Origin of the sequence: Arthrobacter sp. Soil764 (assembly GCF_001428075.1) — a bacterium.
GTDB lineage: Bacteria > Actinomycetota > Actinomycetes > Actinomycetales > Micrococcaceae > Arthrobacter.
Genome location: NZ_LMSI01000006.1, coordinates 78507 through 105073, shown reverse-complemented (window position 1 = coordinate 105073; position 26567 = coordinate 78507). Strand labels below are relative to the sequence as shown.

The following is a 26567-nucleotide window of genomic DNA, read 5'->3' as shown; positions in this document are numbered from 1 at the left end:
TTTGTTGGGTAAGGCTTTTGATTGCCCTTCCGGGCGTGGTCAAGTTTACACCGGGCGGGGGTAGATTGAAGGCCATGAGCGCCATTCCACCGGATGTGACAGGGTTCGATCCCGATTCCCCCGACGCCCAGCCCGAGGGGTCGCTCGAGGCCCTGGTTGCCCGGGTCGAGGCGGAGGTCCGGGAGCTCCACTTCCCCGGCTTTTCGCCGGATGACGCACTGAACCTTGGGCTGCTTCTGGTGGAACTGGGCAAGGAGCGGTCGCTTCCCATCGCCATCGATATAACCAAGGGCGAGCAGGTACTGTTCCACGTCGCGCTTCCCGGCGCCACTCCTGACAACGGGCACTGGATCCGGGCCAAGCAGCGCACTGCCGCCCGGTACGAGGTGCCGTCACTTTTGGTGGGACTGCGGGGCCGGCTGGGCGGGGGCAGGATCGAGGACAACGCCTGGTTTGACCAGTCCCGGTATGCAGCCCACGGCGGCTCGTTTCCCATCTACGTCACCGGCGTGGGCGCCGTGGCCACGGTCACCGTCTCCGGATTGCCGCAGCTGCAGGACCATGGCCTGGTGGTGGAGGCGCTGCGCGACATCCTGGGGTCGGCCCTGTCTGACTGACCACTGCCTGGCTGAACACTGTCCGCAGCTGGGTACGGGGGGACCCAGCAAAACCCCCTATATACAAAGCCTGCTTAGCTTTTATTAGTAATCATGCTTACTATATTGTCCCCCGGGTTTCGAGGAGGACAGGGCATGGAATTCACCATGGGCGGTCCCGCGTTCGTTCCCGTCACCAGCGCGGCAGACCAAGGAGCACCATGAGAATCCCGGAAACCAGAGGCCCCCTCAGCAGCGCCCTGTTCACGGTCCTGGCGCAGGCTCCGGACTCCGCCGGGACAGAACTGGACGCCCTGCACCGCCTGGCCGCACGGCAGGTGGCTGCCACCGCTGACATCATTGGCCACGAGGACATCCAGCTGGCCCTCTTCTGCCTCTACGAGCTCCACTACTCGGGGCTGGACGGCGTCTCCGACCACTGGGAGTGGGAGCCGGGGCTGATCAGGGTCCGACGGCTGCTCGAGGAACCGTTTGAGGCGGACCTTCGCGCCGCCGCACAGCAGGCCGCCGGGGACCTCGAACTGCCCGCCGGCGGTGCCATGAGCAGCGACCAGGTAGCCGATGTCCTGTTCGGCCTCGCCGGCAAGGACACCGGCCCCAGCGTCTCCCGGTACGTGGCCAGGAAGGCAAACCTGGATCAGCTCAGGGAGTTCCTGGTGCATAAATCCATGTACCAGCTGAAGGAAGCCGATCCGCACACGTGGGCCATCCCGCGCCTGAGCGGCCGGCCCAAAGCCGCGCTGGTGGAAATCCAGGCGGACGAATACGGTGGCGGCCGGCCCGAGCGGATGCACAGCGCGCTGTTCGCACGGACCATGCGTGGCCTGGGCCTCGACGACAGCTACGGCGCCTACGTTGATGCCGTCCCCGCAGTCTCCCTCGCATCGGTAAATCTCATGTCCCTCTGCGGACTGAACCGGCGGCTCCGCGGTGCCATCACCGGCCACCTGGCAATCTACGAAATGACCTCCTCCCAGCCCAACCGGTTCTACGGCAACGGATTCCGCCGGCACGGTTTCGGCGCGGACGTCACGCACTACTTTGACGAGCATGTGGAGGCCGACGCCGTGCACGAGCAGATCGCCGGCCGTGACCTCGCCGGCGGCCTCGTCGAAGCCGAGCCGGAACTCCTGGCGGACGTCCTGTTTGGCGCGACGGCCGTCATGGCCATCGACAGCCGGCTCTCCGCCCACCTCTTGTCCTCGTGGGAAGCCGGGACATCATCGCTGCGGGCGGCCGTGCCGGCGGCAGCATGACGGCCCGCCCTACAGTGTCCCAGGGCGGGCACGCCTGCTTGGCCGGGGCGGAGTACATCCTTCCCCTGCGCTGGAATGAGGACTCCGGCCTGGCTGATCTGTCGGACTACCTCCGGCGCCTCGCGGACTGGATCCCGGTGACGGTGGTGGACGGCTCCGCCCCCGACTTCTTCGAACGCCACCGCGTGGCGTTCCCCGCGGCGGTGCGTCACCTCCGCCCGGACCCAGACGGTTACCCGGACCAGCACACTTCCCCGGACCAGCCCGGCGTCGTGCGCGGCGCCCACAACGGAAAGGTGGCCGGCGTGATGACCGGCGTGCGCGCCTCCAGCGCGGAGTTCCTTGTCATAGCCGACGACGACGTCCGCTACACGCGCGAGGCCCTCGCCGCCGTCGTCCTTCACCTCGGATCGGCCCACCTGGTGCGTCCGCAGAACTACTTCGACCCCCTCCCGTGGCACGCCCGGTGGGACACGGCCAGGACGCTGCTCAACCGCGCCTGGTCCACCGACTACCCCGGAACGCTGGGCGTCCGCCGCAGCGCCCTTCAGGCCACCGGCGGCTATGACGGTGTCCTGTTCGAAAACCTGGAGCTCGTCCGCACCATCAGGGCCGCCGGCGGCAGCGAACGGATCCTGCCCGGCCTGTTCGTGGCCCGCCGGCCGCCATCCGCCCGGCACTTCCTGCGACAACGCATACGGCAGGCCTACGACGATTTTGCCCAGCCGCGGCGGCTTGCCGCCGAACTTGCCCTGCTCCCGGCCACCATCGGCGCCGCATTTTTTCCAGCCCGGACAAAGCTGACCGCCCTTCTGGCGCTTGCCGCGGTGGCCGTCACCTGTGCGGAAATTGGACGGCGCCGGCACAACGGGAGCGCCGTCTTCGCCGCCTCGGCAGCCTGGTTTGCGCCGCTGTGGGCAATGGAGCGGGCCGTCTGCGTCTGGCTGGCAGCCGCCCTCAGGCTGGCCGGCGGGGTCCCCTACGCGGGCAGCAGGATCAGGACGGCGGCGCACTCGGAGGCAGAACTCCGGCGACGCCATGCCGGAAAGCTCCACCGGGTGACCGGCAACCAGGAAGCAACGATGAAAGCGGTACAGGGATGACCCCCGGACAGCAAGGAACAGGAGACCACATGGACCAGGAAGCAGCCAGCTCCATCGTGGTGTGCCCGGACGGGCCACTGATTATCAGGGGCGAGTTTGAGATCGTCACCCCGTCCGGGGACGCCGTGCCCCGCGACCGCAAGACCGTTGCCCTGTGCCGCTGCGGGGCCTCGGCCATCAAGCCTTACTGCGACGGCACGCACAAGATGATCAAGTTCCGCACCGAGCCGCCCGCCGGTTAGTCCAACAAAACTGTTAGTCCAACAAGCCGCCTGCAGCACGCCACGCCCTTGCCTCGACCGGCACGGGGGTACGGCTAGGCTGGAGGCAGTCCGTTTTCCGCCCGCAAGGAGTAATAGGAATGAACCTTTTCATCAAGCTGCTCGGGACCGGGGTGAGCCTGGGTGCAGGCCTGGTCGGTACCAAGCTCGTCAACACCATCTGGGAAAAGACCACCGGGCAGAAGGCCCCCACCGGCAAGAACGAGGACGTCCCCACCAGCCTGCGTTCGGCGTTGACCTTCGCGCTGATCTCGGCGTCGGTGAGCGCCATCATCCAGGTCCTGGCCAACCGCGGCACCCAGCGCGCCATCACTCGGTTCGCCAAGTCGCAGGACATCGTCTAGCTCCAAGCGCTACCCGCCGCCGTCGGGGCTGTCTTTCCGGGCAGCCTCGGCGGCGGCTTTTTGCACCACGGCTTCCAGCTCGTCGGCCGTGAGCAGTTCCCGGTGCAGGTGCTTGGTGCGGTACCCGGCGCGTCCCACCATGTGCGCGGACACCGGAACGGTGAGCAGCTGGAAGATCCAGGCCACCGCCAGGACCGGCCACACCCACCACGTCCGCATCTGCAGCCCAATGGCCGCCAGCAGCAGGAACAGGCCCAGGACCTGCGGTTTGGTGGCCGCGTGCATGCGGCTCAGCAGGTCCGGGAAGCGGAGCAGGCCAATGGCCGCGCCCAGGGACAGCAGTGCCCCCACCACCATGAACACGGCGGAGACGGCGTCGATCCAGCCGTCGGGACCGGACAGGTCAGGATTCATCAGGCTTCACCCTTCGGTCCGCCACAAAACGGGCCACGGTCACGGATCCGATGAAACCGATGATGGAAATGGCCACCACCAGCATGAGGTTGTTCAGGTGCCGGTTCACGGCCATGTCGATGCACAGGGCTCCGGCCAGGATGGCCAGCAGCACATCGGCCGCGAGTACCCGGTCCAGCAGCGACGGTCCGCGGGAGATCCGCATGATGGCGCCGGCTGCAGCAAGCGAGAAGATGACGGCTGTAACAGCCAGGACAACGTGCATCATGCGGCGGCCTCCATTCGGACAGCTTCGAGTTCCTCAGGACTGCCCATGATGCGGATCAGGCCGGCCTCGATGGACCGGACTTCGTTCCGCAGGCCCTCCACGTCCTCCTTGGAGGTGATGTTGAGCGCGTGCAGGTAAAGGGTGGATGTGGAGCGGTCCACCTCCACCACCAGGGACCCCGGGATCAGGGAGATTACGTGGCCGGTGGCGGTGACGATCAGGTCCTGGTGGCTGCGCAGCTTCACCGCGACGACGGCGTTGGTCACCTTGGGGCCGCGGACGGTGGCCAGGTACAGGACCTGGGCGCTGGCCACCACCACTTTGCCCACGAAGGCCAGCGCAAAGGGCACGGCGTACAGGATGTTGAAGCGGCCGCTGAGCTCCACCGGCGGAAGGTAGAAGAGCCGGGCCACGCCCACTGCCAGCAGCGCACCGAACAGGAGGTTTCCGGCACTGAAATCCTGCCACAGGGCACCCCAGACAATCACCAGCCAGACCAGGAGGGGCAGCTCCTGGCGCAGGGAAATGCGTTTGCGGCTCATCGCACTCCTCCCACGGCAGGTGTGGCCGGGATGGGAACATCACTGCCCAGGACCGCCTGGATGTACGGGGCCCGGTCCAGCATGTCCCGGGCGGCCCGGTCCGAAAGCCCGAACAGCGGACCGGCAAAGACGGTCAGGGCAACGCCGAGCACCACCAGGCCCAGGGTGGAGCCCACCATGGTGCGCGGCAGGAGCGTCACGGTGTTGTTGGCTTTGGCCCCGGGCCCGGAAAGCCTCACCGCAGGAGCGGCAAGCAGCACTGGGTCCGGATGTTCGGCGTCGGTTGGCCTGCGCCAGAACGCACGGTTCCACACCCTGGCGATGGCCAGCAGCGTCAGGAGGCTGGTAGCAACCCCGCCGATCACCAGCGCGTAGGCCAGCGGCGTGCCCAGCTCGATGCCCGCCTGCATCAGCCCCACCTTGCCCAGGAACCCGGAGAAGGGCGGGATACCGGCCAGGTTCATGCCGGGAACGAAGAAGAGCAGCGCCAGCAGGGGCGACAGTTTGGCCAGCCCGCCCAGCCGGTCCACAGAGGAGCTGCCGCCGCGCCGCTCGATCAGGCCCGTGACCAGGAAGAGGCTGGTCTGGATGGTGATGTGGTGGGCCACGTAGAACACTGCCGCGGCGAGCCCGGCAGCGGAGGACATGGCCAGCCCGAACACCATGTAGCCGATGTGGCTGACCAGGGTGAATGACAGGAGCCGCTTGATGTCGCTTTGGGCCAGGGCGCCAAGGATGCCCACCACCATGGTCAGCAGCGCGGCCACCATCAAAGGTGTGTTTAGGGTGTCCCCCGGGAACAGCAGGGTTTCGGTCCGGACCATGGCGTACACGCCCACCTTGGTGAGCAACCCCGCGAACACGGCCGTGACGGGCGCCGGCGCCGTGGGGTACGAGTCAGGGAGCCAGAAGGAGAGCGGGAAGACGGCCGCCTTGATGCCGAACGCCACCAGCAGCATGACGTGCAGCAGGGTCTTGGTGCCCTGGTCCAGTTCGCCAAGCTTGATGGCCAGGTCCGCCATATTGACCGTTCCGGTGGCTCCGTAAACCATGGCGATGGAGATCAGGAACAGCACCGAGGACACGACGGACACCACCACGTACGTGACGCCCGCGCGGATGCGCGGCCCGGTGCCGCCCAGGGTCATCAGTACGTAGCTCGCGGTCAGCAGGATCTCGAAGCCGACGTAAAGGTTGAACAGGTCCCCGGACAGGAACGCGTTGGACACGCCGGCCACCAGGATCAGGTAGGTGGGGTGGAAGATCGAGACCGGTGCGTCGTGGTCGCCGTCGGCCATGCCCTGGCCGGTGGCGTACACCAGCACGGCCAGGCTAATCGCGGAGGACACCACCAGCATCAGCGAGGAGAACTGGTCCACCACCATCACGATGCCCCACGGCGGCAGCCAGCCGCCGATGGTCACTGCCGCGGTCCCGCCGTTCCACGCGGACGCCAGCAGGAGGCATTCGAGCCCCAGGGTCAGCGAGAGCAGGGCGATGCTCACCGCCCGCTGGGCCCGGGTATGCCGGATCAGCAGGAAGGTCAGGGCGGCGCCCAGGATGGGAAGTACGACGGCGAGCGGGGCAAAGCTTGCGATGTTCACTTTCCGCCTCCTTCCGGGCTGGGGTCGATGTTGAGCGAGCCGGGCTTTTCCTCCGCGGCGGCATGTTCGGCGGGCATCTCCCGGCCGCCGGCCACGACAGTGGCCACGGGCTGGACCGTTTCCGGGCCCGTGTCCCCGCCGGACGCTTGGTGGTTTGAGACGTCCCGGCCGTCCGATCCCAGCATGGTGAGCGGGAACTCGGAGGTTTCCGCCGGAACCTCGGCGTCGTCCTCGGCGTCGAAGCTGGGGGTTGCCGCCACGCGGCGGTCTTCCAGGTCGTCCTGGATGTCGTCCTGCCGCGCCAGCACCCAGGTGCGGTAGATGATGCCGAGCATGAACGCCGTGACGGCGAAGGAAATGACGATCGAGGTCAGGATCAGGGCCTGCGGGAGCGGATCGTTGTAGTCCTGGGCCGGCGTGTCCTTGGCGAACAGCGGCGCCAGGCCCGCGTATCCCCCGGTGGCCAGGATCAGGAGGTTGGTGGCGTTGGCCAGGAGCATCAGCCCCAGCAGCACCCGGGTGAGGCTGCGTTCCAGGATCAGGTAGATGCCACAGGCATACAGGGCGCCCATGACGATCAGCAGGGTCAGGTTGACGCTCATGCGTGGCCCTTTGCGGTGGTCTCGGCGGGCATGGTCTCGGCGGGGACGGTGTCCGGTTCCAGCGGCGGCTCAAGGTCCCGTTCAGCTTCCACTTCCGGCTGCCCGGGACGGTCCTCCTCCGGCTCGTCCTGCTGTGCGGCCGCGGCGGACCGCTCCTCCATGTGCTCATCGATCTCGGCGCCCAGGCTGCGGAGCACGTCAAGCACCAGGCCCACCACCACGATGTACACGCCAATGTCGAAGATGGTGGAGGTGACGAACTTGATGTCGCCGAAGACGGGCAGCCACACCTGGATGATGGCGGACTGGAACACCTGGCCGCCCAGCAGCAGGGGCACCACGCCGGACACGGCGGCCAGGGCCAGGCCGGTGCCCAGCAGCGCGCCGGCGCTCAGCGGCGCGGCCTCCCGCAGTTCGAACCGTCCGCCGGCCAGGTAGCGGATGGTCAGCGCCAGCCCGGCGGTGAGGCCGCCGGCGAAACCGCCGCCGGGCAGGTTGTGCCCGGCCAGCAGCAGGTAGAGCGAGAAGATGATCATCGAGTGGAAGATCAGGCGGGTGACCACTTCGAAGATGATGGAGCGCCGTTCGGGCGCGAGCGTCCGGCCGGCCACGATCCAGGGATCGCGGGCAGCGGCAGCGAACTTACGGCTGATGGCCAGGGCAGCGCCGTCGCGGGAGCCCGGGTCCACGCCGTGGTGCCGGCCCACCGTGCCTTCGGCAACGGATGCGGAGGTCTGGAGGCGGTCGCCGCGGCCGCGGATGAAGATCAGGCTGGCCACGCCGGTGGCGGCGAGCGCCAGCACGCTGATCTCGCCGAAGGTGTCCCAGGCGCGGATGTCCACCAGGGTCACGTTGACCACATTGAGGCCGCCGCCGCCCTCGTATGCAAGCTGCGGGAACTGCAGTGATACGGGAAGGGCGGTCCGTGCACCCATCGCAAAGATCGCCGCGAACACCATGGTCACGCCGAATCCCAGGCCGATGATGACGCGCACCACCCGGTATTTGCCGCCGGTACGGTCCCGCAGTTCGGGGGGCAGGCTGCGCATGGCCAGGACGAACGCCACCAGGATGATGGTTTCCACCAGCATCTGGGTCAGGGCCAGGTCCGGTGCGCCCTGCAGGGCGAACACCAGCGCGATGCCGTAGCCGGTCACGGACACCATCAGCACGGCAAGGAAGCGTTTGTTCGCCTTGACGGCGGCCAGGGCGCCGATCACGATGCCCACGCCTGCCACGAGCTGGAGCGGGGAGTTCGGGTCCACCAGGTAGACGTCCCGCGGCAGGGCATTGCCGCCCAGGAGGATGGCCGTCAGCGGCAGCACAAACGCCACGCTGAGGATCACCGCAAGGTAGAAATACAGTGAGCCGCGCTGGGTCCGGCCGGTGATCCACACCGCCACGTCGTCCAGGGCGCCGATGGTCAGCTGGTAACCGCGGTCGCCGTCCACCCAGGCCGGAACCAGGGACTGGACACGGGCCACCGCGTTGCGGCCAAAGTACATCACCGCGCCCAGCACGAAGGTGACCGCCGTCAGCCCAAGGGCCGGGGTCAGCCCGTGCCACAACGCAAGGTGGCCCGCCTGCTCGGCAGGAGTGCCGGCGTCGGGCGCTGTTGAAGCGAACAACGCCGCGTACGGCTGGATCCAGGCGTCCACCGGCACCGGCCAAAGTCCGTAGGCGATGGTCAGGACGCTGAGGACCGCAGGCGCGGCGAGGAAGGAGGGCGTGATCGCTTTGAAAGGGGTGGGGGCCACGCCGGGTTTGGCCGCGAACGCGCCCCACATGAAACGCGCGCTGTAGGCGAAGGTGAGGACTGACCCCACCACCAGCCCGGCCAGGACCACCATGCCCCACGGTCCGGAGTGCGGGTCCGCAGCATGGTGGACGAACGCCTCCAGCACGGATTCCTTGGCGACGAAGCCGCCCAGCAGCGGAACGCCCGCCATGGAGGCGGCGCCGATGCCGGCCACGATGCCCAGGGCCCGGGAGGAGCGGAAGACGCCGGACAGTTTACGGACGTCGCGGGTCCCGGACTGGTGGTCGATGATGCCCACCACCAGGAACAGCGTGGCCTTGAACAGGCCGTGCGCCAGCAGCATGGCCAGGCCCGCCAGGGCGGCGTCGGGAGTTCCCAGGCCCACCACCATGGTGAGGAAGCCCAGCTGGCTGACGGTGCCGTAGGCCAGGATCAGCTTAATGTCGGTCTGCCGCAGCGCCCGGTAGCCGCCCACCAGCATGGTCGCCAGGCCCAGCCCCAGGACCACGGGCTGCCAGTACGCCGTCTCCGAGAACCCCGGGGCGAGCCGCGCCACCAGGTAAATGCCTGCCTTCACCATCGCCGCAGCATGCAGGTAGGCGCTGACAGGGGTGGGCGCGGCCATGGCGCCGGGCAGCCAGAAATGGAACGGGACCAGCGCGGACTTGGTGATGGCACCCACCAGGATGAGGACGACGGCGGCGCCCACCACGCCGGCGGACGTCCCGGAAACCAGCGCGGGGGCCTGATCCAAAATGCCGGAGATACGGTACGTGCCGGCGGTGTAGCCAAGCATGATCAGGCCCACCAGCATGGCCAGGCCGCCGGCGGTGGTCACCATCAGCGCCTGGAGGGCGGAACGGCGGGCCGCAAGCCTCGTCCGGGCAAAGCCGATCAGCAGGTAGGAAAGGATGGTGGTCAGTTCCCAGCAGATGAACAGCAGCAGCAGGTCATCCGCCACCACCAGCCCGAACATGGCCCCGGCGAAGGCCAGCAGCTGGGCGCCGAACCCGCCCAGGTCCTGGTCTTCCCTTTTGAAGTACCGGGCGCAGTAGACCAGCACCAGGGCGCCGACGCCGAGCACCAGCAGGGACATGATCCACGCCAGCGCGTCCATGCGGAAGGCGAATTCCAGGTGGAGGCTGGGGATCCAGTCGAAGGCTTCCGTGACGGCCCCGGGCCCTGAGTAGATGGGGTTGTGCTGGAACATCAGCCAGCCGAAGGAAACCGCCGGAACAGCGGCCAGCGCGTAGAAGGCGTTGCGGCCCCACAGCCTGAAGAGGAAGGGCGCGATGACAGCCACCGAAAAGTGCACGGCAAGGACTGTGATCACTGTATTCTCCGCAACGTCAGGAATTCGATTGTCAAAAGTTGGAGCAGGCGGCAAGAAGTAAGGTCCGGGAGGGTTCAGTTTACCAAGGGCCCTGCGGTATCCTGCCTCTTCCGCGGCTCCAGGGCAGGCGGAATCCCCGCCATCAAGGGCCCGTCGTCCCCGGGGTGTTCGCCACAGGCGGATACGATGCATCGTATGAACAGCGCCAGCGCTCCGGGAGCAATGCAGCCTGCCTCGGAACTCGAAACCGGACCCGGCAAATCCAGCAAGGGCCGGGCGCTGGCCTGGGCGTCCTGGGACTGGGGCTCGGCGGCCTTCAACGCCGTGATGACCACATTCGTGTTCACCGTCTACCTGACGTCCAAGGCTTTCGGCGGCGAAGACAATGCCTCGGCGGTGCTGGGCGCAGCACTGGCTGTCGCCGGGTTTGCCATCGCTTTGCTGGCCCCTGTCACCGGCCAGCGCTCTGATGCAGGCGGCCGGCGGAAACTCTGGCTGGGAGTGAACTCGGCCGCCGTCGCCATCCTTACTGCCCTGTGCTTCTTCGTGTTCCCGCGCCCGGAGTTCCTGCTCCTCGGGGTGTCGCTGATCGCGCTGGGGAACGTGTTCTTCGAATTCGCGGGCGTCAACTACAACGCCATGCTGGCCCAGGTCTCCACGCCGCACAACATCGGGAAAGTCAGTGGCTTCGGCTGGGGCGCGGGCTACCTCGGCGGCATCGTGGCCCTCCTGATCGTCCTGCAGCTGTTCGTGCAGCCGGCCTTCGACTGGTTCGGCGCGTCCACCCAGGACAGCCTTAACATCCGGCTGGTGGCCGTCTTCTCCGCCCTGTGGTTCCTCGTCTTCGCCCTCCCGGTCCTGTTCGCCGTCCCCGAACTGCCCCGGTCCACCCAGGCGGCCCGGCTCGGATTCTTCGCCAGCTACGGACTGTTGTTCCGGCGGATCAAGGCGATCTACGCCACCAGCCCGCACACCATCTACTTCCTGCTGGCCAGCGCCGTGTTCCGTGACGGCCTCGCCGCCGTCTTCACGTTTGGCGGCATCATCGCCGCCGGCACCTTTGGCTTTGCCCTCTCCCAGGTCATCTTCTTCGCGATCTTCGGGAACGTGGTGGCGGCAGTGGGTGCGGTGATCGGCGGTTTCCTGGATGACAAGGTTGGCCCGAAAGCCGTGATCACAGGTTCCCTGGTGGGGCTGCTGATCGCCGGTACGGCCATCCTGGCGCTGGGTAACGGGGACTATGTCTTCTTCGGCATGCAATGGGCCGGCAGCACCACGTTCTGGGTGTTCGGGCTCTTCCTCTGCCTGTTCGTCGGGCCCGCCCAGTCCGCGTCCCGCGCCTACCTCGCCCGGCTCGCCCCGCACGGTGAGTCCGGCGAACTGTTCGGCCTTTATGCCACCACCGGCCGCGCCGTCAGCTTCCTGGCCCCGGCACTGTTTACCCTCTGCATCACGGTGGCAACACCACTGGTGCCCGCCGGGCAGGCACAGCGGTGGGGCATCCTGGGCATCATGGTGGTCCTCCTGGCCGGGCTCCTGGTGCTGCTGCCGGTGAAGTCCCCGGAGAAGGCACCCATCGCGGTGGTCCCCGCCAGCTGAAAACACCCTCCGGTCCCCTGCCAGGGCCCGGCCAAGGGTTGCCAGGCAGACTAGGCTGGACGTATGAACGTGGACGAAACCAACCTTCCCGGCCTGGGCCGCAGGAAGGATTTCATGACCGCTTCCGGACGCCGCATCGGCGTCGTCGAGCGGCGGGAAGGCCAGACGGAACTGATCGTTTCCACCTGGGACGATCCCGATACCTGCCAGGCTTCCATTCCGCTCACCAGCGATGAAGCAGCCACCCTGGGCAACCTCCTGGGTGGCACGCACCTGGCCATGAAGCTCACGGAGGAACACAAGGACGTTCCGGGCATCGTCACCCGGCAGTTCTCCATCGCCGCGGACTCCCCGTTCCAGAACCAGCCCATGGGCAAGGCGTGCATCCGCACCCGGTGCGGCGTCTCCATCGTGGCCATCATGCGCGAAGGCGAGGTACTGCCGTCGCCCGGGCCGGACGTCGTGCTGCACCCCGGTGACCTGCTGGTGGCGGTTGGCACCCAGGAAGGCCTCGACTCAGCGGCCGATATCCTGCGCCACGGTTAGTTCGTATGGACCCGTTGGCCCTGACCCTCATTGAACTGGGGGCCGTTGTGTTCTGCCTGGGCCTGCTGGCCAGGCTGGCCGGACGGATCGGAATGTCCCCCATCCCGCTCTACCTGCTGGGCGGGCTGGCTTTTGGCGCGGGCGGGATCGTCAAGCTTGAAGGCATGCACGAGTTCGCACATCTCTCCGGCGAGATTGGCGTCATCCTCCTGCTGCTTATGCTCGGACTGGAATATACCGCGTCCGAGCTTTTTACCGGCCTGCGCCGGTCCTGGCAGGCCGGTGTCCTGGACTTGGTCCTGAACTTCCTGCCCGGCGCCGGGCTTGCCCTGCTCCTGGGCTGGGGCGGCGTGGGAGCCATGGTCATGGGCGGCGTCACGTATATTTCCTCGTCGGGCATCGCCGCCAAGGTCATTACCGACCTCGGGCGGCTTGGTAACCGCGAGACCCCGGTGGTGCTGTCCATCCTGGTCTTCGAGGACCTGGCGATGGCCGTCTACCTGCCCATCCTTACGGCCACTCTCGCGGGAGTGAGCTTCCTGGGCGGGCTCACCACGGTGGGAATCGCCCTGGCCGTGGTCAGCCTGGTGCTCATGGTGGCGCTGCGGCACGGACACCACGTCTCCAAGGCCGTGCACAGCGAGAACTCCGAGGTCTTCCTGCTCAACGTCCTCGGGGCCGCCCTGCTGGTGGCAGGGGCCGCGTCAGCCATGCAGGTTTCAGCCGCGGTGGGGGCCTTCATGCTGGGCATCGCCATCTCGGGTGCCACGGCCCACAACGCCACCCGGATCCTTGAGCCGCTGCGGGACCTGTTCGCCGCCATCTTCTTCGTGGCGTTCGGGCTCAACACCGACCCCTCATCCATTCCCCCGGTCCTCGGCTGGGCACTGGTCCTGGCAGCAGCCACCACGGCCACCAAAATGGCCACCGGGATCTGGGCCGCCAAGCGCGCCGGCATTGCACGGCCCGGCCGGTTCCGTGCCGGCGCCGCGCTCGTGGCCCGCGGCGAATTCTCCATCGTGATCGCCGGCCTGGCCGTTGCGTCGGGAGTGGTCCCGCATGAGCTCGCGGCGTTGGCCACAGCGTATGTGCTGCTGATGGCAGTACTGGGCCCGCTGGCCGCCCGCTACGTGGAAGCACTGGCCAGGCCGTTCCTCCGCAGGCCGGCCGTCGCCCCACAGCTGTAGGCGCACCGGCGGCTCCAAGCACACCCGCGGCACTGGCCTATGCCGGTGCCGCTGTTTACTGCTGGGGCTAAATGCTGGTGCGGTGGAAGTTCAGGTGGCTGCGGCTGGCGGTAGGACCGCGCTGGCCCTGGTACCGGTTGCCGTACTCGCCCTGGCCGTAGGGGTACTCCGCGGCCGAGCTCAGCCGGAAGAAGCAGAGCTGGCCGATCTTCATGCCCGGCCACAGTTTGATGGGCAGGGTGGCCATGTTGGACAGTTCCAGGGTGACGTGGCCGGAAAAGCCGGGGTCGATGAAACCGGCGGTGGAGTGCGTCAGCAAGCCCAGCCGGCCAAGGGATGATTTGCCTTCCAGGCGGGCCGCGATGTCATCCGGCAGCGTGACGGTTTCATAGGTGGAACCCAGGACGAACTCCCCAGGATGCAGGATGAAGGCTTCGTCCTGCTCCACTTCCACCAGCCGCGTCAGCTCAGGCTGCTCCTGCGCCGGGTCGATGTGTGCGTACTTGTGGTTGTCGAACAACCGGAAGAATTTGTCGATCCGGACATCGACGGACGACGGCTGGACCATCGCGGGATCAAATGGTTCCAGCACGATCCGCTGGGAATCAATTTCGGCACGAATGTCGCGGTCAGAGATCAGCACCGTCCCAAATTACCGTATCGGTTATCCACAGCCACATTTCCCCGTTGTTGCTGTCGCCTTGTGGGGCTAATGTTGCGAATGATAGCCGCCGGAACGGTCTCCCGGAGGCGTAACAGAGCTGGGGATGTTTGTGAATAAATTTGTGGCGCCTTCTTTTATTGGCGTTCTCTGCGCGTGGGCACTGGTCTCTTCATCAGTTGCGGTGCCCCCCACGCCGCTGCAGTTGGGTCAGGCAGGAGCAGCGGGCATCTCCCTGGCCGCTCCCGTCGTGCACGACGCCGGGACATCCGCCCAGAGTGACGGCACCGCCGGGAGCCTTACCCCCGCCGTGGACCCGGACATCCGGGTCGCTTCACCCCTGCCGAATGTCATCGCCGCGCCCACCGCAACTTCCGCGCCCACTGCAACCGCCGGCACAGCTTCACCTTCCACTGCTGGGCCCACGACCGCCACGGAAACGGCACCGGTTCCGGCACCCTCCGTCGCGTCGGCGGAGCCGGCCCCCCAAACAGTTGCGCTCCCCCCGCTGTGGGCGCCGGACCAGGAGCTGGCTTCCCCTCCCGCCACCAGGCTGGCGGCCCCGGAATCCGCCACCGCGCTTCCCTCCACGGAGGCACTGGTCCCGGACTCCAACGCAGCGGCCGTCCTTACCGTGTTCAACAGGATCAACGAGTACCGGGTGGCCAACGGCCTGAACAAGGTCAAGTACCACCCCACGGTGGCCGGCTTGTCGCAGGAATGGTCGGACAACATCGCCAGCCGCGAGGTAATCGAGCACCGGGCAAGCTTCTGGACCGATCCCCGCGCCCTCAGCCCCAATAACGGTGCGGGCGAGGTCATCGCCATCCGTACCGACCGCGATGCTGCCCAGCTGGTGGAATGGTGGAAGGGATCGCCGGGCCACAACGCCATGCTCCTGGACCCGCGTTTCAACGTGATGGGCGCCGGAATCTCCTACACCAACTCCACCTACCAGATCTGGGGCGTGGTGAACTTCTTCGGCTACACCACGCTGCCGGCGGGCACTCTCGATTCCCCGGGCGGCGCAGGATCCAGCGGTGCCTTCCCGGCACCGCCGCCAGGCCTGTGCGACGCCCCCGTCAAGCACATGCCGCCCACCCTTAACCTCGCCGCCGCGGCGATCACCGGCCCGGCAGACCTCGTGTCGGTTGACTCCGCCGGGCAACTGCTGGACAGGGCATCCACCGGGCCCCGCACCTATGCCGCAGCCAAGGTGATCGGTTCAGGCTTCAGCGGAGCCAAGGAAGTCTTCGTCACCGACTGGGACCGTGACGGCACATATGACGTCCTGACCCAGTGGACCGGCGGTGACCTGACGTTGCACCGGGGCAACTCCGGCGGCGGGTTCCAGACCGCCGTCACTCTCGGCAGAGGCGGATGGAACACGCTGACCCTGGCCGTTGGAGGCTGGTGCGCCAACAACCGGATGCCCCAGATCCTGGCCCTGGACGGCGCCGGGAACCTGTTCCTCTACGGCAACAAAGGCACCGGCGATATCGCGGAGCGTGCCACCGTTGCCACCGGCGTCTACGCTTCGCGCCTGGCCATGGTGGACTACGACGCCGACGGCTTCCAGGACCTGCTGGGACTCAAGGGCGACGGAAGCGTGCAGCTCTACCGCGGGTGGGGTACCACCGCCCTCCGTGCGGAGGCGCGGCCTACCGTCGCCACCGGCTGGACGGATGTCACCGGAATCAAGGCGCTGCGCAGTGTCACCGGGCTGAACTCCACGGGTATAGCGCTCCGCCGGGCCAACGACACCGTGCAGTACTGGGACCTGACTGGGGGAAGCCTGGCCTCGGCGTCGGCCATTGCCGGCCCATGGACCGGACAGCGGCTGGCCCAGTAGGCCGGGAACGCCGGCAGGGGCTCAGATGACCGGTTGAAGTTCCAGCACGTGCTTCAGCCGGTCCAGTTGGGCCACGTCTGCGCTGAGGCGGCGCTGCAGCATTCCGTTGAGGAACCCCAGCCTGCTGAGGAAACCGAAGCGGCCCTCGCGTTTCGCTTCCATGGCGAACCGGACCCGCGTCCCCGCGTCCTCGGTGCTCAGGTAGTAACCGCCCCAGCGGGTGGCAGGCCCGGAAACAACGTGGAACTCGATTTCTGCACCGGGCCGGACATTGGTGATTTCCAGGTCCGCGGGGATGCTCAGGCCGGAGCGCCCCGCCACCATTTTGCGATAGGCGGCACCGGCGGCTTCGGCCGGCCCCTGCACGAGCTTGACGCTGCGGACATCGTTCCGCCAGGCGGGGAGATTGGTGGCGTCAAGGAGGTACTGGTAGACGGCCATGGCGTCGCGCTCTATGAGGACCTCGTATTCTGCGATTGCCATGAAGATATTTCCTGTGGTTGACGTCGGCTGCCGCAATAGCTGCCTCCCCCAACGCGGCCGCTACCCGGATCAGGTTAGCCAGCGCTCAACGGCCAAACCTAGCCGGCAGCGCCGACGTTATTGAAGAGTTACTGGATGACGCCATGCGTGCCGGGACACGGAACCCGCCGCCTGCCGCGTTGACAGGGAGCCCGGGGATCTGCGCTAAGCTAAGTTCTGCCCCGCGCGAGTGGCGGCACTGCGGCTGTAGCTCAATGGTAGAGCGCTAGCTTCCCAAGCTTGATACGCGGGTTCGATTCCCGTCAGCCGCTCTCATCTCCCGATTCCCACAAAGATCAGCCTCCCCCGGAACCCATTAGGTGCACGGGTGTAGTGTCGGTAGCCAGGAACCTTTTCGGTTCCGCTACAGGAGCAATCAATGGCTGATAAGTCCCCGCGTCAAACGGCATCAAAAAAGTCCGGCAAGTCCATCAAGGAAAAGCGCGCAGACAAGAAGGCCGCCGCGGCGCCGGCCAGCTCCCTGGACACCACGTCCAGCAAGGCCGCTAAAAAGAAGTGAGCGGCCAACAGACCCAGCTGAGCCTGGGCGTCCTGGCCTCCACCCGGAAACCGGACGAGCGCCGTGTTCCCATCCATCCCCTGCACTTCGAGCGGATCGAACCCGCACTGCAGCAGCGCATCATCCTGGAGCAGGGCTATGGCGAGCGCTTCGGCGTCCCGGACAGCCACCTCGCACCCTTGGTGGGACGAATGGCGGCCAGGGAAGAGCTGTTGGCCGCGGCCGACGTCGTGCTCCTGCCCAAACCCCAGCCGGAAGACCTTGCCGACATGCGCGACGGGCAGGTCCTCTGGGGGTGGCCGCACTGCGTCCAGGACCGGGCCATCACCCAGCTCGCCATCGACAAGAAGCTCACCCTCATCGCGTTTGAGGCGATGAACCACTGGGCCAGCGACGGCGGGTTCGGCCTGCACGTGTTCCACAAGAACAACGAGCTGGCCGGATACTGCTCGGTCCTGCACGCGCTGGCGTTGACCGGCTCCACGGGAGACTACGGACGCCGCCTGAGCGCCGTCGTGATCGGCTTCGGCGCCACGGCGCGCGGTGCCGTGACGGCACTGAATGCGCACGGCATCCACGACGTCCAGGTGCTCACCAACCGCGGCGTGGCAGCAGTTGGCGCACCGATCCACTCGGTTAACATCGTGCAGTTTGACCACGACGCCGAGGCCCCCTTCCTGAGCCAGGTCATCACGGAGCGTGGCCGGGTTCCGCTGGCCCCGTTCCTCGCCGAAAGCGACATCGTGGTCAACTGCACCCTGCAGGACCCGAACAATCCCCTGACGTACCTGCGGACAGAGGACCTCGCGGGGTTCCGCCCGGGCAGCCTCATCATTGATGTCTCCTGCGACGACGGCATGGGATTCAGCTGGGCCCGGTCCACCACTTTTGTCGATCCCATGTTCACGGTGGGCGACCACATCAACTACTACGCGGTGGACCACAGTCCCTCCTACCTCTGGAACTCTTCCAGCTGGGAGATCAGCCAGGCCCTGCAGCCGTTCCTCGAAACCGTGATGGCCGGCCCGGCCGCGTGGGAAGGCAACGACACCATTGCGCGGGCCATCGAGATCCGTGACGGTGTCATCCGCAATGAGGCCGTGCTCCAGTTCCAGGAGCGGGGCGCGGAGTATCCGCACCGGCCACTGCACCTGGCAGCCCTCTAGGCACTGCGCTTACGCGCAGCGCCTGGGCACCTGGGCATCTGCGTGCCCAGGCTCCTGCGGCTACGCTCCTGCGCGGCTGACGATCCTCACCGGACGGCGGCCCTTGAGATCCATCCGGAGCTTTAATCCGCCCTTCCGCGCCAGGATCACACCCACCGTCATGGCCGCCAGTGCGGGGACGCCGCCGGAGACCAGCAGGGCGACATGAGGGTCGGCATGTTCAGCGATCCAACCCAGCATGGGCCCGCCCAGTGCCTGGCCGCCGATCAGCACCATGATGTACAGGCTCATCACCCGCCCGCGGATGCCCATGTTGGAGCTGACCTGCACCAGCTGGTTGGAGCCGGTGAGGAACATCAGGCACCAGAAACCGGAGAGCACCATGACGGCCCCAAACCACGGCATGGAGGGGGCAAGGGCCGCGAGGCAGAGCATCAGGCCGTACATCCCGGCGCAGAACACCACTGACCGCAGCCGGAGTTGGCGACGGCGGGTGGACGCCACGGCGCCGGCCAGCGCACCGAGTGCCACCAGGGCATTAAGGAGGCCGTATCCGCCTGCCCCCACCTGGAAGATGTGGTCCGCGAAGGCGGCGAGCACCACGGGCAGGCTCATGGCGAAGACTGCGATGAAGCCGGCCATGAGCCACGGCCAGTAGATGGTCGGCTTGCTTAACGCGTACCGCAGTCCCTCACGGAGCATGCCCTTGCCTTTGGGCGCGGGGGCGCTGACGTGCAGCTGTTCCTTCCGCAGGATCAGGAGCATGGCAACCGTGGAGCAGCAGGCCACGGCATTGGCGGCGAAAGCCCAACCCGCCCCCACGGCGGTGAGAAGCAGGCCTGCGAGCGCAGGGCCGATCAAACCGCCCAGCTGGAAGGTGGTGGAGTTGACGCTGATGGCGTTCCGCAAATACCGGGGGCCAACGAGCTCGTTCACGAACACCTGGCGGGCAGGCTGGTCAAGGACGGTCACCAGGCCCAGGACCAGGGCGATGGCGTAGACGTGCCACACCATGATGGCGCCGGTAAGGGCCAGGGTGGCCAGTGTCGCGGCCAGGATGGCGGCCATGCCCTGGCAGAGGATGAGGATCTTCCGCTTGGCGAACCGGTCGGCGATCATGCCGCCCCATGGCCCCAGCAGCAGCGAGGGCAGGAACTGCAGCGCCACGGTAATGCCCACGGCGGTCACGGATCCCGAGAGCTGCAGCACCAGCCAGTCCTGGGCGATCCGCTGCATCCAGATGGCGATGACCGCAATGAAATGGCCGGCGGCGAAGATCCGGAAGTTGGGCACTTTCAGCGAGATGAAGGTGTGCTTCCAGGGGAGCCGCTCCGCCACGACGGGAACTGGCTGGGTCTGGCTGTCCGGCGGCGCTGAGCCCGCCGCGTCGATGACTGGCTGGGAGACGGAAGCCGACGAAGGCGGTGGGGGTGCCACAGGAGTGTCCTCAAAATTGCGGGCGGTCTGGGATGCCCTTAACGCTAGGCTGGCGGAGCAGATTATGGAGACGTATGGTCCCTATAACTCGTATTGCAAAACGCAATGAACCACCAAGACCGGAAGGCCGGGGAGCCAATTATGTTCGAGCCAGCCCAACTGCGTTCCTTCCTCGCGGTGGCGGATACCCTCAGCTTCACCAAGGCCGCGGAGCGGCTGGGGCTGGCGCAGCCCACCATCAGCCAGCACATCCGCAAACTCGAAGCCGCCGCCAAGCGCAGCCTGATCACCCGGGACACCCGCGACGTCCGGCTCACCGACAACGGCGATGCCATGGCAGGCTTTGCCCGGAACATCCTGTCCGCGCACGACGCCGCCGCGCGTTACTTCTCCGGCTCCGCGATGCGGGGACGCCTGCGGTTCGGCACCGCGGACGACCTCGCCATCACCGGGCTGCCCAGGATCCTGCGTGAATTCCGGCAGATCTACCCCCAGATCAACCTGGAACTGACCGTGGGGCAAAGCGACCAGCTGTACCGCAAGCTCAACGCCGGCCAGCTGGACCTGGTCTTCGTGAAATGGGTGGCCGGGGCAAAGGACGGCACCGTAGTCCAGCACGACTCGTTCTCCTGGGTGGGGCTGGAACAGACCGCACTGGAGCCCGGGACGCCCGTGCCCCTGATCGCCTACCCGGCCCCCAGTCTCAGCAGGAAACTGGCCATCGATGCGCTGGAGGCCAACGGCAGGACCTGGCGGATCACCTGCACCACCCGCCAGATCAGCGGCGTGCTCGCAGCGGTCCGCGCCGGCATCGGCGTGGCCGTCATGCCCACGTCGCTGGTGCCCGAGGACCTGAAGATCATTACCCGGCGCTTCGACCTGCCCGCCGTGGGGGACGTGGACTTCACCCTGATCCGCAACCCGCTGGCCAACGCCGAAGTGATCGACGCCCTCACCCAATCGATCGTGGGCCGGACCATTAACCGCCAAACTTAACCCCCCGCCGTCGCAATTTGCAGCATTTAGGGGAGTTAGGGGGCCCGTGTCCATTGATAGGGGAAGTGGCATCCCCTATGCTGTCTTCCAGGGTCAAGCAGCAGGCCAGTTCACCGAAACAAGCGCGCATCCGCATGCCGGAACGCCGCGCTTGGGACAGGCAGCCAATGACGACAGCCAGGAACACCCATCTCAGTTCTGCACACGCGCACCCGTACTCCGCAGCACGGCCGTCCACCCGCCAGAACACCCTCGGAACCGGACACGCCTCCGTAGACTCCGGATACGTGGGAAAACCCACCTGCGACAAATGCCGTACCGACGAATTCGTCTACCTTGAGTCGTACATTCCGCCCACGTACCGGCGTGACGGAACAGTTGCCACCCTGGGCGAAGTGGCCTACACCTGCACCCGCTGTGAGGAATTCTCAGCACACAACGTGCCAGTTACCTGGACGCCGCCCGGCTGGTATCTGGGCTAAACCCATCTGGTCTCCGCGCTAAAGCGACAAGGCCGGGCAGCCACCATCAGGTGGCTGCCCGGCCTTTTTAGCGCTGGAGACCGACCCCAGACGCTTCAGTTCCGGTTCAGATCAGATCAGCGCGTCCGACAGGTGGTTTGGGGTACCGAACCGGTGCGCCGTGATGCTGACGGCCTGTTCGTGCAGGAACGGCAGCAGTTCCACCTGCCCGGCCTCGGTGACGGCGTGGGCGTAGATGGCCAGGTCGGGCCGGCCACCGGTGGCCTCAGCCAGCGCCGAGGCGTCGCCGCCGATCAGCCGGATGCGGGCTCCGGACAGCTTGCCCGCCGAGGCGAGGTGTCCCGCCGAAGCCAGCCAGCCGGCGTCGGACTCCACGGTCACGTCGATGTCCTGTGCGGTGAGCACGGAGCGCAGCTGGGCGGGAAGTTCGACGGCGGAGGACACGGTGAGTGCGGATCCCGCCACAACGCCGGCGGCCACAGTCCGGACGAGGTGCGCCAGCGGCTCGCCTTCGGACAGCCGGATGGTGACCGGCAGGCTGCGGTAGCGGAAGATGTTGCGCTCGGCGCTCAGTCCGGAGACGTCCTTTGCCGTGCCGAACTCCCCAGCCCATGCTTCCGCGTCGGATGCCAGGGCACGCTGGACGGACTCAAGCTCGGCGGGCTGCAGGGCGGGGCCGGCCGCGTTGAGGATGCGGCTGACCGCGGGGTGCGTGATGGATGCCGTAGCGGTGCTGGTTGCAGGGGTCCAGTCGCCCAGGCCTGCCAGGTAGTTGGGTCCGCCGGCCTTGGTGCCGGCACCGACGGCGGACTTCTTCCAGCCACCGAACGGCTGGCGCTGCACGATGGCACCGGTGATGCCGCGGTTCACGTAGAGGTTGCCGGCCTGGATGCCGTCCAGCCAGATGCCCAGTTCCTCGGAGTTGAGGGAGTGCAGGCCGGCGGTGAGGCCGTACTCGATCTGGTTCTGGATGGCGATGGCTTCTTCCAGGGTGTCCGCAGTCATGACGCCCAGGACCGGGCCGAAGAACTCGGTCAGGTGGAAGTAGGAGCCGCGCTTGACGCCGTAGCGCACGCCCGGGCTCCAGAGCCGTCCGGTGTCGTCCAGCTTCTTTGGTTCCACCGCCCAGTTCTCGCCGTCGCCCAGGGTAGTGAGGGCGTTGAGGAGCTTGCCGTTGGCGGGCTCGATGATGGGTCCCATCTGGCTGGTGGGATCCTCGGGGTAGCCCACCTTGAGCGAGGTGACGGCGTCGATGAGCTGGTTGTGGAACCGCTTGGACTTGGCCACCGAGCCCACCAGGATCACCAGTGAGGCGGCGGAGCACTTCTGGCCGGCGTGGCCGAACGCGGAATAGGCCACGTCCTTGGCCGCCAGGTCCAGGTCGGCGCTGGGGGTCACGATGATGGCGTTCTTGCCGCTGGTTTCGGCCAGCAGCGGCAGGTCCTTGCGGAAGGAGCGGAACAGCTCGGCGGTTTCGTAGCCGCCGGTGAGGATCACGCGGTCCACGGCCGGGTGGCTGATCAGCTGCCTGCCGAGCTCACGCTCGCCCAGCTGCACCATGGTGAGCACGCCCTTGGGCACTCCGGCTTCCCACAATGCCTCCACCATGACGGCACCGCTGCGGGCGGCCTGCTTGGCGGGCTTGATCACGACGGCGGAGCCGGCGGCGAGTGCCGCGAGGGTGGACCCTGCCGGGATGGCGACCGGGAAGTTCCATGGCGGCGTGACAACGGTGAGCTTGGCCGGGACGAACGTGGCGCCGTCGACCGCGTCCAGCTTGCGGGCGGACTCGGCGTAGTAGTGGGCGAAGTCCACGGCTTCGCTGACTTCAGGATCGCCCTGGTCGATGGTCTTGCCGGTCTCGCTGGCCATGACCTCCAGGAGGTCGGCCCTGCGGGCTTCGAGGATCTCGCCGGCGCGGTGCAGGATTTCGGCGCGTTCGTTGCCGGAGAGTTCACCCCAGGCCTTGCCCTTGTCCACGGCGTTGGCGATGGCCGAGTTGAGCGTCTCTTCGTCGTTGATGAACGCAGCTTTCACCGAGTCGTTGCCCAGGGTGGAGGACGCGACGCGCTCCAGGATGGCCCGGCCCCAGTCCCGGTTGGCGGGGAGGGACGGATCGGTATCCGGGGTGTTCCGGAAACCGGTATGCGGCATGGGCTCCGGGGGAAGGCTGCGGTCCTGGCGGCGGTTGGGCAGCGGGACGCTGTTGTCCAGGGTTTCAAGGGAGGCGAGGAAGCGCTGCTTCTCGCGCTCGAACAGGCCCTCGTTCTCGCTGAGTTCGAACACGGCGGACATGAAGTTGTCCTGGCTGGCCCCCTCTTCGAGGCGGCGGATCAGGTAGGCGATGGCGACGTCGAACTCGGACGGGTGCACCACGGGGGTGTAGAGCAGGAGGGAGCCCACGTCCTTCTTGACGGCCTCGGCCTGGCCCTGCGCCATGCCCAGCAGCATCTCGAACTCGATGCCGGATTCCACGCCGCGCTGCTTGGCCAGGAGCCAGGCGAAGGCGATGTCGAACAGGTTGTGGCCGGCAACGCCGATGCGGATGTTCTTGATCCGCTCAGGGTGCAGTGAGTAGTTGATGACGCTCTTGTAGCTGGTGTCCGAGTCCTGCTTGGAGCCCCAGGTGGCCAGCGGCCAGTCGTGCAGCGAGGCTTCCACCTGCTCCATGGGCAGGTTGGCGCCCTTGACCACGCGGACCTTGATGCCTGCGCCGCCGTTAGCGCGGCGCTCGGCGGCCCAGTCCTGCAGGCGGATCATGGCGGAGAGCGCGTCCGGAAGGTAGGCCTGGAGCACGATGCCGGCCTCAAGGTCCTTGAACTCGGGCTTGTCCAGGATCCTGGTGAAGACCGCGATGGTCATATCCAGGTCCTTGTACTCCTCCATGTCCAGGTTGATGAACTTGGCCTTCCCGCCGGTGCTGCTTCCGGCAGCGGCGAAGGAGTTGGCGCGCTGGAAGAGCGGGGTGAGCTTTTCGACGACGTGTTCCACGGCTTCGTCGAAGGCCCAGGCCGAGTGCGGGGCAACGGTGGAGGAGACCTTGATGGAGACGTAGTCGACGTCGGGGCGCGCAAGCAGGGTGTGGGTGCCTTCGAGCCGGCGGGAGGCCTCGTGCTCACCCAGGACTGCCTCGCCCAGGAGATTGACGTTGAGCTTGATGCCGTCCTTGCGGATCTTGGCGATGGCCGGGCCCAGCTTGGCGTCGGTGGCGTCAACGATCAGGTGGCCCACCATCTCGCGGAGGACCTTGCGGGCGACGGGGATGACCACCTGCGGCAGCACCGGGGCCATTGTTCCGCCCAGCGCCACGGCGCTGCGCATGTACCAGGGCAGGAAGGCCGGAACCTTCGGGGCCAGGGCGGCGAGGTTGCGGGCTGCAACGTTCAGGTCCTCGGGGCGGACCACGCCGTCCACGAAGCCAACGGTGAATTCCAGGCCGTTGGGGTCCTTCAGGACGCCGGCGAGCTGCTGGGCGGAGGCGTCCACCGGGACCTTTGCGGCCTCGGTGAGCCAGTGCCGGACCAGGGCCACGGCGTCATTGGCGAGGGCCTTTGCCTGGGGGACGTCGACGTCAACGGTCTGCTGTGCGGTACCGGCGGAAGTGGCTGGTTCCATTGCAACGTGGGTCATGGTTTTTCCCGATCTTTCTTGCCGTGGGAGGAGGTCTTTCCACCAGTATGAGCTTCTGCTCACATAAGATAAAGCGATCTTTTCCAACCAATACAGGTTAGTAAAACCGATGCATTTCGCACTGCCAACGCCCGCTCACCTTTGACCCCCACAACCCCAACGCCCGCTCACCTTTGCCCCCAAAAACCCCCACGCCCGCTCACCTTTGCCGCTCAAACAGCAAACCCCCGCTCACCTGACGTGAGCGGGGGTTTGCAAGTAGGCGCCCACAAGTGAGCGCGCGTTCCGGGAAACGCCACCAAAAGTGAGCGGGCGTTCCGGGAAACGCCGCCAAAAGTGAGCGGGCGTCGGGAGGGAGGGTCAGGCCAGGGGGCGGTGCAGTTCCGCGAGCTCCTGGTGCCGGGGGCTGTTGGGGTTCATCAGGGAGTGCTTGCGGCCGTAGCCGAAGTAGATGACCAGGCCGATGACCAGCCATACCCCGAACCGCAGCCAGGTTTCCCAGTGCAGCTGCAGCATCAGGAAGGCCGAGGCCAGGACACCGAAGGCCGGGACCACGGGCATCAGCGGCAGGCGGAACGTGCGCGGCGCGTCGGGGCGCTTGTAGCGGAAGATGATCACGGACAGGCAGACGACGACGAACGCGGCCAGGATGCCGATGTTGGTGAGGTCCGCGACCGCCTTGATGGGGAAGACACCGGCCAGGAAAGCCGAGGCGATGCCGCCGATCCAGGTGACGCGCTGCGGGGTGCCGTGGCGGTCGGTCTTGGAGAACCAGCCGGGCAGCAGGCCGTCACGGCTCATGGAGAACCAGACGCGGGTGACGCCCAGCAGGAAGGTGAGCATCACGGTGAGGATGGAGAGCACGGCGAACACGGAGATGATGGTGGCGATCACGGGCAGGCCCACCGAGGTGAAGGCGGAGGCGAAGCCTGCCTTGGGGTCGATGTCCTTGTAGTTCTGCATGCCGGTCAGCACCAGGGTTGCGGCAACGTAGAGCAGCATGGCAATGATGAGCGAGAGCACGATGGCCTTGGGCATGTGCTTCTTGCCGTCCTTGGCTTCCTCGGCCGCGGTGCTCATGGCGTCGTAGCCGAAGACTGCGAAGAAGACGGTGGCGGAGCCGGCAACCACTGGGCCGAAGCCGCTGGGCATGAACGGGTTGTAGTTGTTGGTGTCGATGTAGAACACGCCGAGCCCGATGATGAAGAGGATCAGGATCACCTTGATGGCCACGGCGACGAGTTCGAACCGGCCGAAGGCCTTGGTGCCGCGGGAGAGGATCCAGGTGACCAGCAGGCAGACCAGAATGGCGGGGATGTTGACGATGCCGCCCTTGCCCTCGTCTGCGGTGGAGGTCATCCAGGTGGGCAAATGGATGCCGATGCCGGACAGGAACGCGTCAAGGTAGCCGGAGATGCCGATGGCCACCACGGCCACAATGGCGATGTATTCCAGCAGCAGGTCCCAGCCGATGAACCAGCCAATCACCTCGCCAAGCGCTACATAGCCGTAGGTGTAGGCAGAGCCGGCGCGCGGGATCATGCCCGCGAACTCTGCGTAGGACAGGGCCGCGGCCGCTGAGGCCAGGCCTGCGATGAGGAAGGAAATCAGTACCGCGGGCCCCACCCCGGGTGTTCCTCCACTGCCGGCGGCCACCAGTCCCGCAAGGGAAAAGATGCCGACGCCGATAATTCCGCCAACGCCGATGGCGGTGAGCTGCCACAGCCCAAGGGACTTGAACAGTCCGCTGTGCTTGTTTTCTTCTTCGATGTCATCGATGGGCTTGCGCCGCATGATCGATTGGCTCAAATCTTTACTGCTCATCAGGGACTCCTGCTCGGGGGTG

At 66.7% G+C, this 26567-nt stretch carries 24 protein-coding genes and 1 tRNA gene; 14 read left to right on the top strand and 11 right to left on the bottom strand.

Features of this window, described 5'->3' with window-relative positions:
- Positions 1–74 precede the first annotated feature (74 nt).
- From ASG86_RS05940 to ASG86_RS05920, 5 genes are all read left to right on the top strand, one after another.
- Positions 75–617: a heme-degrading domain-containing protein gene (locus tag ASG86_RS05940; protein ID WP_056331536.1), complete on the top strand. Its 543-nt coding sequence runs from the start codon at positions 75–77 to the stop codon at positions 615–617.
- A gap of 200 nt (positions 618–817) precedes the next feature.
- Positions 818–1873, top strand: a complete 1056-nt coding sequence (locus ASG86_RS05935) for an iron-containing redox enzyme family protein (protein ID WP_056331534.1) — start codon at positions 818–820, stop codon at positions 1871–1873.
- Positions 1822–2976, top strand: a complete 1155-nt coding sequence (locus tag ASG86_RS05930; protein WP_327019816.1) for a glycosyltransferase — start codon at positions 1822–1824, stop codon at positions 2974–2976. The genes ASG86_RS05935 and ASG86_RS05930 overlap by 52 nt, the downstream gene beginning before the upstream one ends.
- Positions 2977–3005: 29 nt before the next feature.
- Positions 3006–3218, top strand: coding sequence for a CDGSH iron-sulfur domain-containing protein (locus tag ASG86_RS05925; protein WP_056331533.1), 213 nt, complete (start codon positions 3006–3008; stop codon positions 3216–3218).
- A gap of 119 nt (positions 3219–3337) precedes the next feature.
- Entirely contained in the window at positions 3338–3601 is a 264-nt protein-coding gene (locus ASG86_RS05920) for a DUF4235 domain-containing protein (protein WP_056331531.1), read from the top strand.
- A gap of 9 nt (positions 3602–3610) precedes the next feature.
- Here ASG86_RS05920 and mnhG read toward each other — a convergent pair whose 3' ends face one another.
- From mnhG to ASG86_RS05890, 6 genes are read right to left on the bottom strand one after another with little or no spacing between them, the layout of a single operon-like run.
- Positions 3611–4015 carry a monovalent cation/H(+) antiporter subunit G gene (gene mnhG, locus ASG86_RS05915; RefSeq protein ID WP_056331528.1) on the bottom strand — a complete coding sequence of 135 codons (405 nt, stop codon included), beginning with the start codon at positions 4013–4015 and terminating at the stop codon, positions 3611–3613.
- Complete coding sequence (locus ASG86_RS05910; protein WP_056331526.1) at positions 4005–4283, bottom strand: monovalent cation/H+ antiporter complex subunit F; 279 nt, start codon at positions 4281–4283, stop codon at positions 4005–4007. The genes mnhG and ASG86_RS05910 overlap by 11 nt, the downstream gene beginning before the upstream one ends.
- On the bottom strand, positions 4280–4825 hold the full coding sequence (locus tag ASG86_RS05905; RefSeq protein ID WP_056331524.1) for a Na+/H+ antiporter subunit E: 546 nt from the start codon (positions 4823–4825) through the stop codon (positions 4280–4282). Before ASG86_RS05905 ends, ASG86_RS05910 begins: the two co-directional genes overlap by 4 nt.
- The gene (locus tag ASG86_RS05900) at positions 4822–6429 is read right to left on the bottom strand and encodes a Na+/H+ antiporter subunit D (RefSeq protein ID WP_056331522.1); all 1608 of its coding nucleotides are present in this window, start codon (positions 6427–6429) and stop codon (positions 4822–4824) included. The genes ASG86_RS05905 and ASG86_RS05900 overlap by 4 nt, the downstream gene beginning before the upstream one ends.
- The gene (locus tag ASG86_RS05895; RefSeq protein WP_056331520.1) at positions 6426–7031 is read right to left on the bottom strand and encodes a Na(+)/H(+) antiporter subunit C; all 606 of its coding nucleotides are present in this window, start codon (positions 7029–7031) and stop codon (positions 6426–6428) included. The genes ASG86_RS05900 and ASG86_RS05895 overlap by 4 nt, the downstream gene beginning before the upstream one ends.
- Positions 7028–10123 carry a Na+/H+ antiporter subunit A gene (locus ASG86_RS05890; protein WP_056331518.1) on the bottom strand — a complete coding sequence of 1032 codons (3096 nt, stop codon included), beginning with the start codon at positions 10121–10123 and terminating at the stop codon, positions 7028–7030. Before ASG86_RS05890 ends, ASG86_RS05895 begins: the two co-directional genes overlap by 4 nt.
- Positions 10124–10318: 195 nt before the next feature.
- On the opposite strand from ASG86_RS05890, the gene ASG86_RS05885 reads away from it, so the two are divergent.
- The 3 genes from ASG86_RS05885 to ASG86_RS05875 all read left to right on the top strand — a co-directional run bounded on the left by ASG86_RS05885 (position 10319) and on the right by ASG86_RS05875 (position 13455).
- Entirely contained in the window at positions 10319–11722 is a 1404-nt protein-coding gene (locus tag ASG86_RS05885) for an MFS transporter (protein ID WP_056331517.1), read from the top strand.
- 63 nt (positions 11723–11785) lie between these two features.
- Positions 11786–12268, top strand: a complete 483-nt coding sequence (locus tag ASG86_RS05880; RefSeq protein ID WP_056331515.1) for a cation:proton antiporter regulatory subunit — start codon at positions 11786–11788, stop codon at positions 12266–12268.
- Between the two features lie 5 nt (positions 12269–12273).
- The gene (locus tag ASG86_RS05875; protein ID WP_056331513.1) at positions 12274–13455 is read left to right on the top strand and encodes a cation:proton antiporter; all 1182 of its coding nucleotides are present in this window, start codon (positions 12274–12276) and stop codon (positions 13453–13455) included.
- A 67-nt stretch (positions 13456–13522) separates the two neighbouring features.
- Here ASG86_RS05875 and dcd read toward each other — a convergent pair whose 3' ends face one another.
- Positions 13523–14098 carry a dCTP deaminase gene (gene dcd, locus ASG86_RS05870; protein ID WP_018769967.1) on the bottom strand — a complete coding sequence of 192 codons (576 nt, stop codon included), beginning with the start codon at positions 14096–14098 and terminating at the stop codon, positions 13523–13525.
- A gap of 124 nt (positions 14099–14222) precedes the next feature.
- On the opposite strand from dcd, the gene ASG86_RS05865 reads away from it, so the two are divergent.
- Complete coding sequence (locus tag ASG86_RS05865) at positions 14223–15968, top strand: CAP domain-containing protein (protein WP_082566687.1); 1746 nt, start codon at positions 14223–14225, stop codon at positions 15966–15968.
- Between the two features lie 21 nt (positions 15969–15989).
- Here ASG86_RS05865 and ASG86_RS05860 read toward each other — a convergent pair whose 3' ends face one another.
- Positions 15990–16451 carry an SRPBCC family protein gene (locus ASG86_RS05860; RefSeq protein WP_056331511.1) on the bottom strand — a complete coding sequence of 154 codons (462 nt, stop codon included), beginning with the start codon at positions 16449–16451 and terminating at the stop codon, positions 15990–15992.
- Between the two features lie 240 nt (positions 16452–16691).
- Between ASG86_RS05860 and ASG86_RS05855 the strand changes: the two genes are divergently transcribed.
- The 3 genes from ASG86_RS05855 to ASG86_RS05850 all read left to right on the top strand — a co-directional run bounded on the left by ASG86_RS05855 (position 16692) and on the right by ASG86_RS05850 (position 18176).
- Positions 16692–16762, top strand: a tRNA-Gly gene (locus ASG86_RS05855).
- A 107-nt stretch (positions 16763–16869) separates the two neighbouring features.
- The gene (locus tag ASG86_RS20730) at positions 16870–17010 is read left to right on the top strand and encodes a hypothetical protein (RefSeq protein ID WP_200830458.1); all 141 of its coding nucleotides are present in this window, start codon (positions 16870–16872) and stop codon (positions 17008–17010) included.
- Positions 17007–18176 (top strand): N(5)-(carboxyethyl)ornithine synthase, encoded by a 1170-nt coding sequence (locus ASG86_RS05850; RefSeq protein WP_056331509.1) that lies wholly within the window; start codon positions 17007–17009, stop codon positions 18174–18176. The genes ASG86_RS20730 and ASG86_RS05850 overlap by 4 nt, the downstream gene beginning before the upstream one ends.
- A 60-nt stretch (positions 18177–18236) precedes the next feature.
- On the opposite strand, the gene ASG86_RS05845 is transcribed toward ASG86_RS05850, so the two are convergent.
- Complete coding sequence (locus ASG86_RS05845; protein ID WP_056331507.1) at positions 18237–19613, bottom strand: MFS transporter; 1377 nt, start codon at positions 19611–19613, stop codon at positions 18237–18239.
- Between the two features lie 141 nt (positions 19614–19754).
- Between ASG86_RS05845 and ASG86_RS05840 the strand changes: the two genes are divergently transcribed.
- Together ASG86_RS05840 and ASG86_RS20945 are read left to right on the top strand one after the other, a co-directional pair.
- Positions 19755–20609 (top strand): LysR family transcriptional regulator, encoded by an 855-nt coding sequence (locus tag ASG86_RS05840; RefSeq protein ID WP_056331505.1) that lies wholly within the window; start codon positions 19755–19757, stop codon positions 20607–20609.
- A 287-nt stretch (positions 20610–20896) separates the two neighbouring features.
- The gene (locus ASG86_RS20945) at positions 20897–21091 is read left to right on the top strand and encodes a hypothetical protein (protein ID WP_235010440.1); all 195 of its coding nucleotides are present in this window, start codon (positions 20897–20899) and stop codon (positions 21089–21091) included.
- Positions 21092–21202: 111 nt separating this feature from the next.
- Here the strand turns inward: ASG86_RS20945 and ASG86_RS05830 are convergent, their stop codons facing one another.
- Positions 21203–24721 carry a bifunctional proline dehydrogenase/L-glutamate gamma-semialdehyde dehydrogenase gene (locus ASG86_RS05830; RefSeq protein WP_056331501.1) on the bottom strand — a complete coding sequence of 1173 codons (3519 nt, stop codon included), beginning with the start codon at positions 24719–24721 and terminating at the stop codon, positions 21203–21205.
- Between the two features lie 360 nt (positions 24722–25081).
- Positions 25082–26545, bottom strand: coding sequence for an amino acid permease (locus ASG86_RS05825; protein WP_056331499.1), 1464 nt, complete (start codon positions 26543–26545; stop codon positions 25082–25084).
- Positions 26546–26567: the final 22 nt, after the last annotated feature.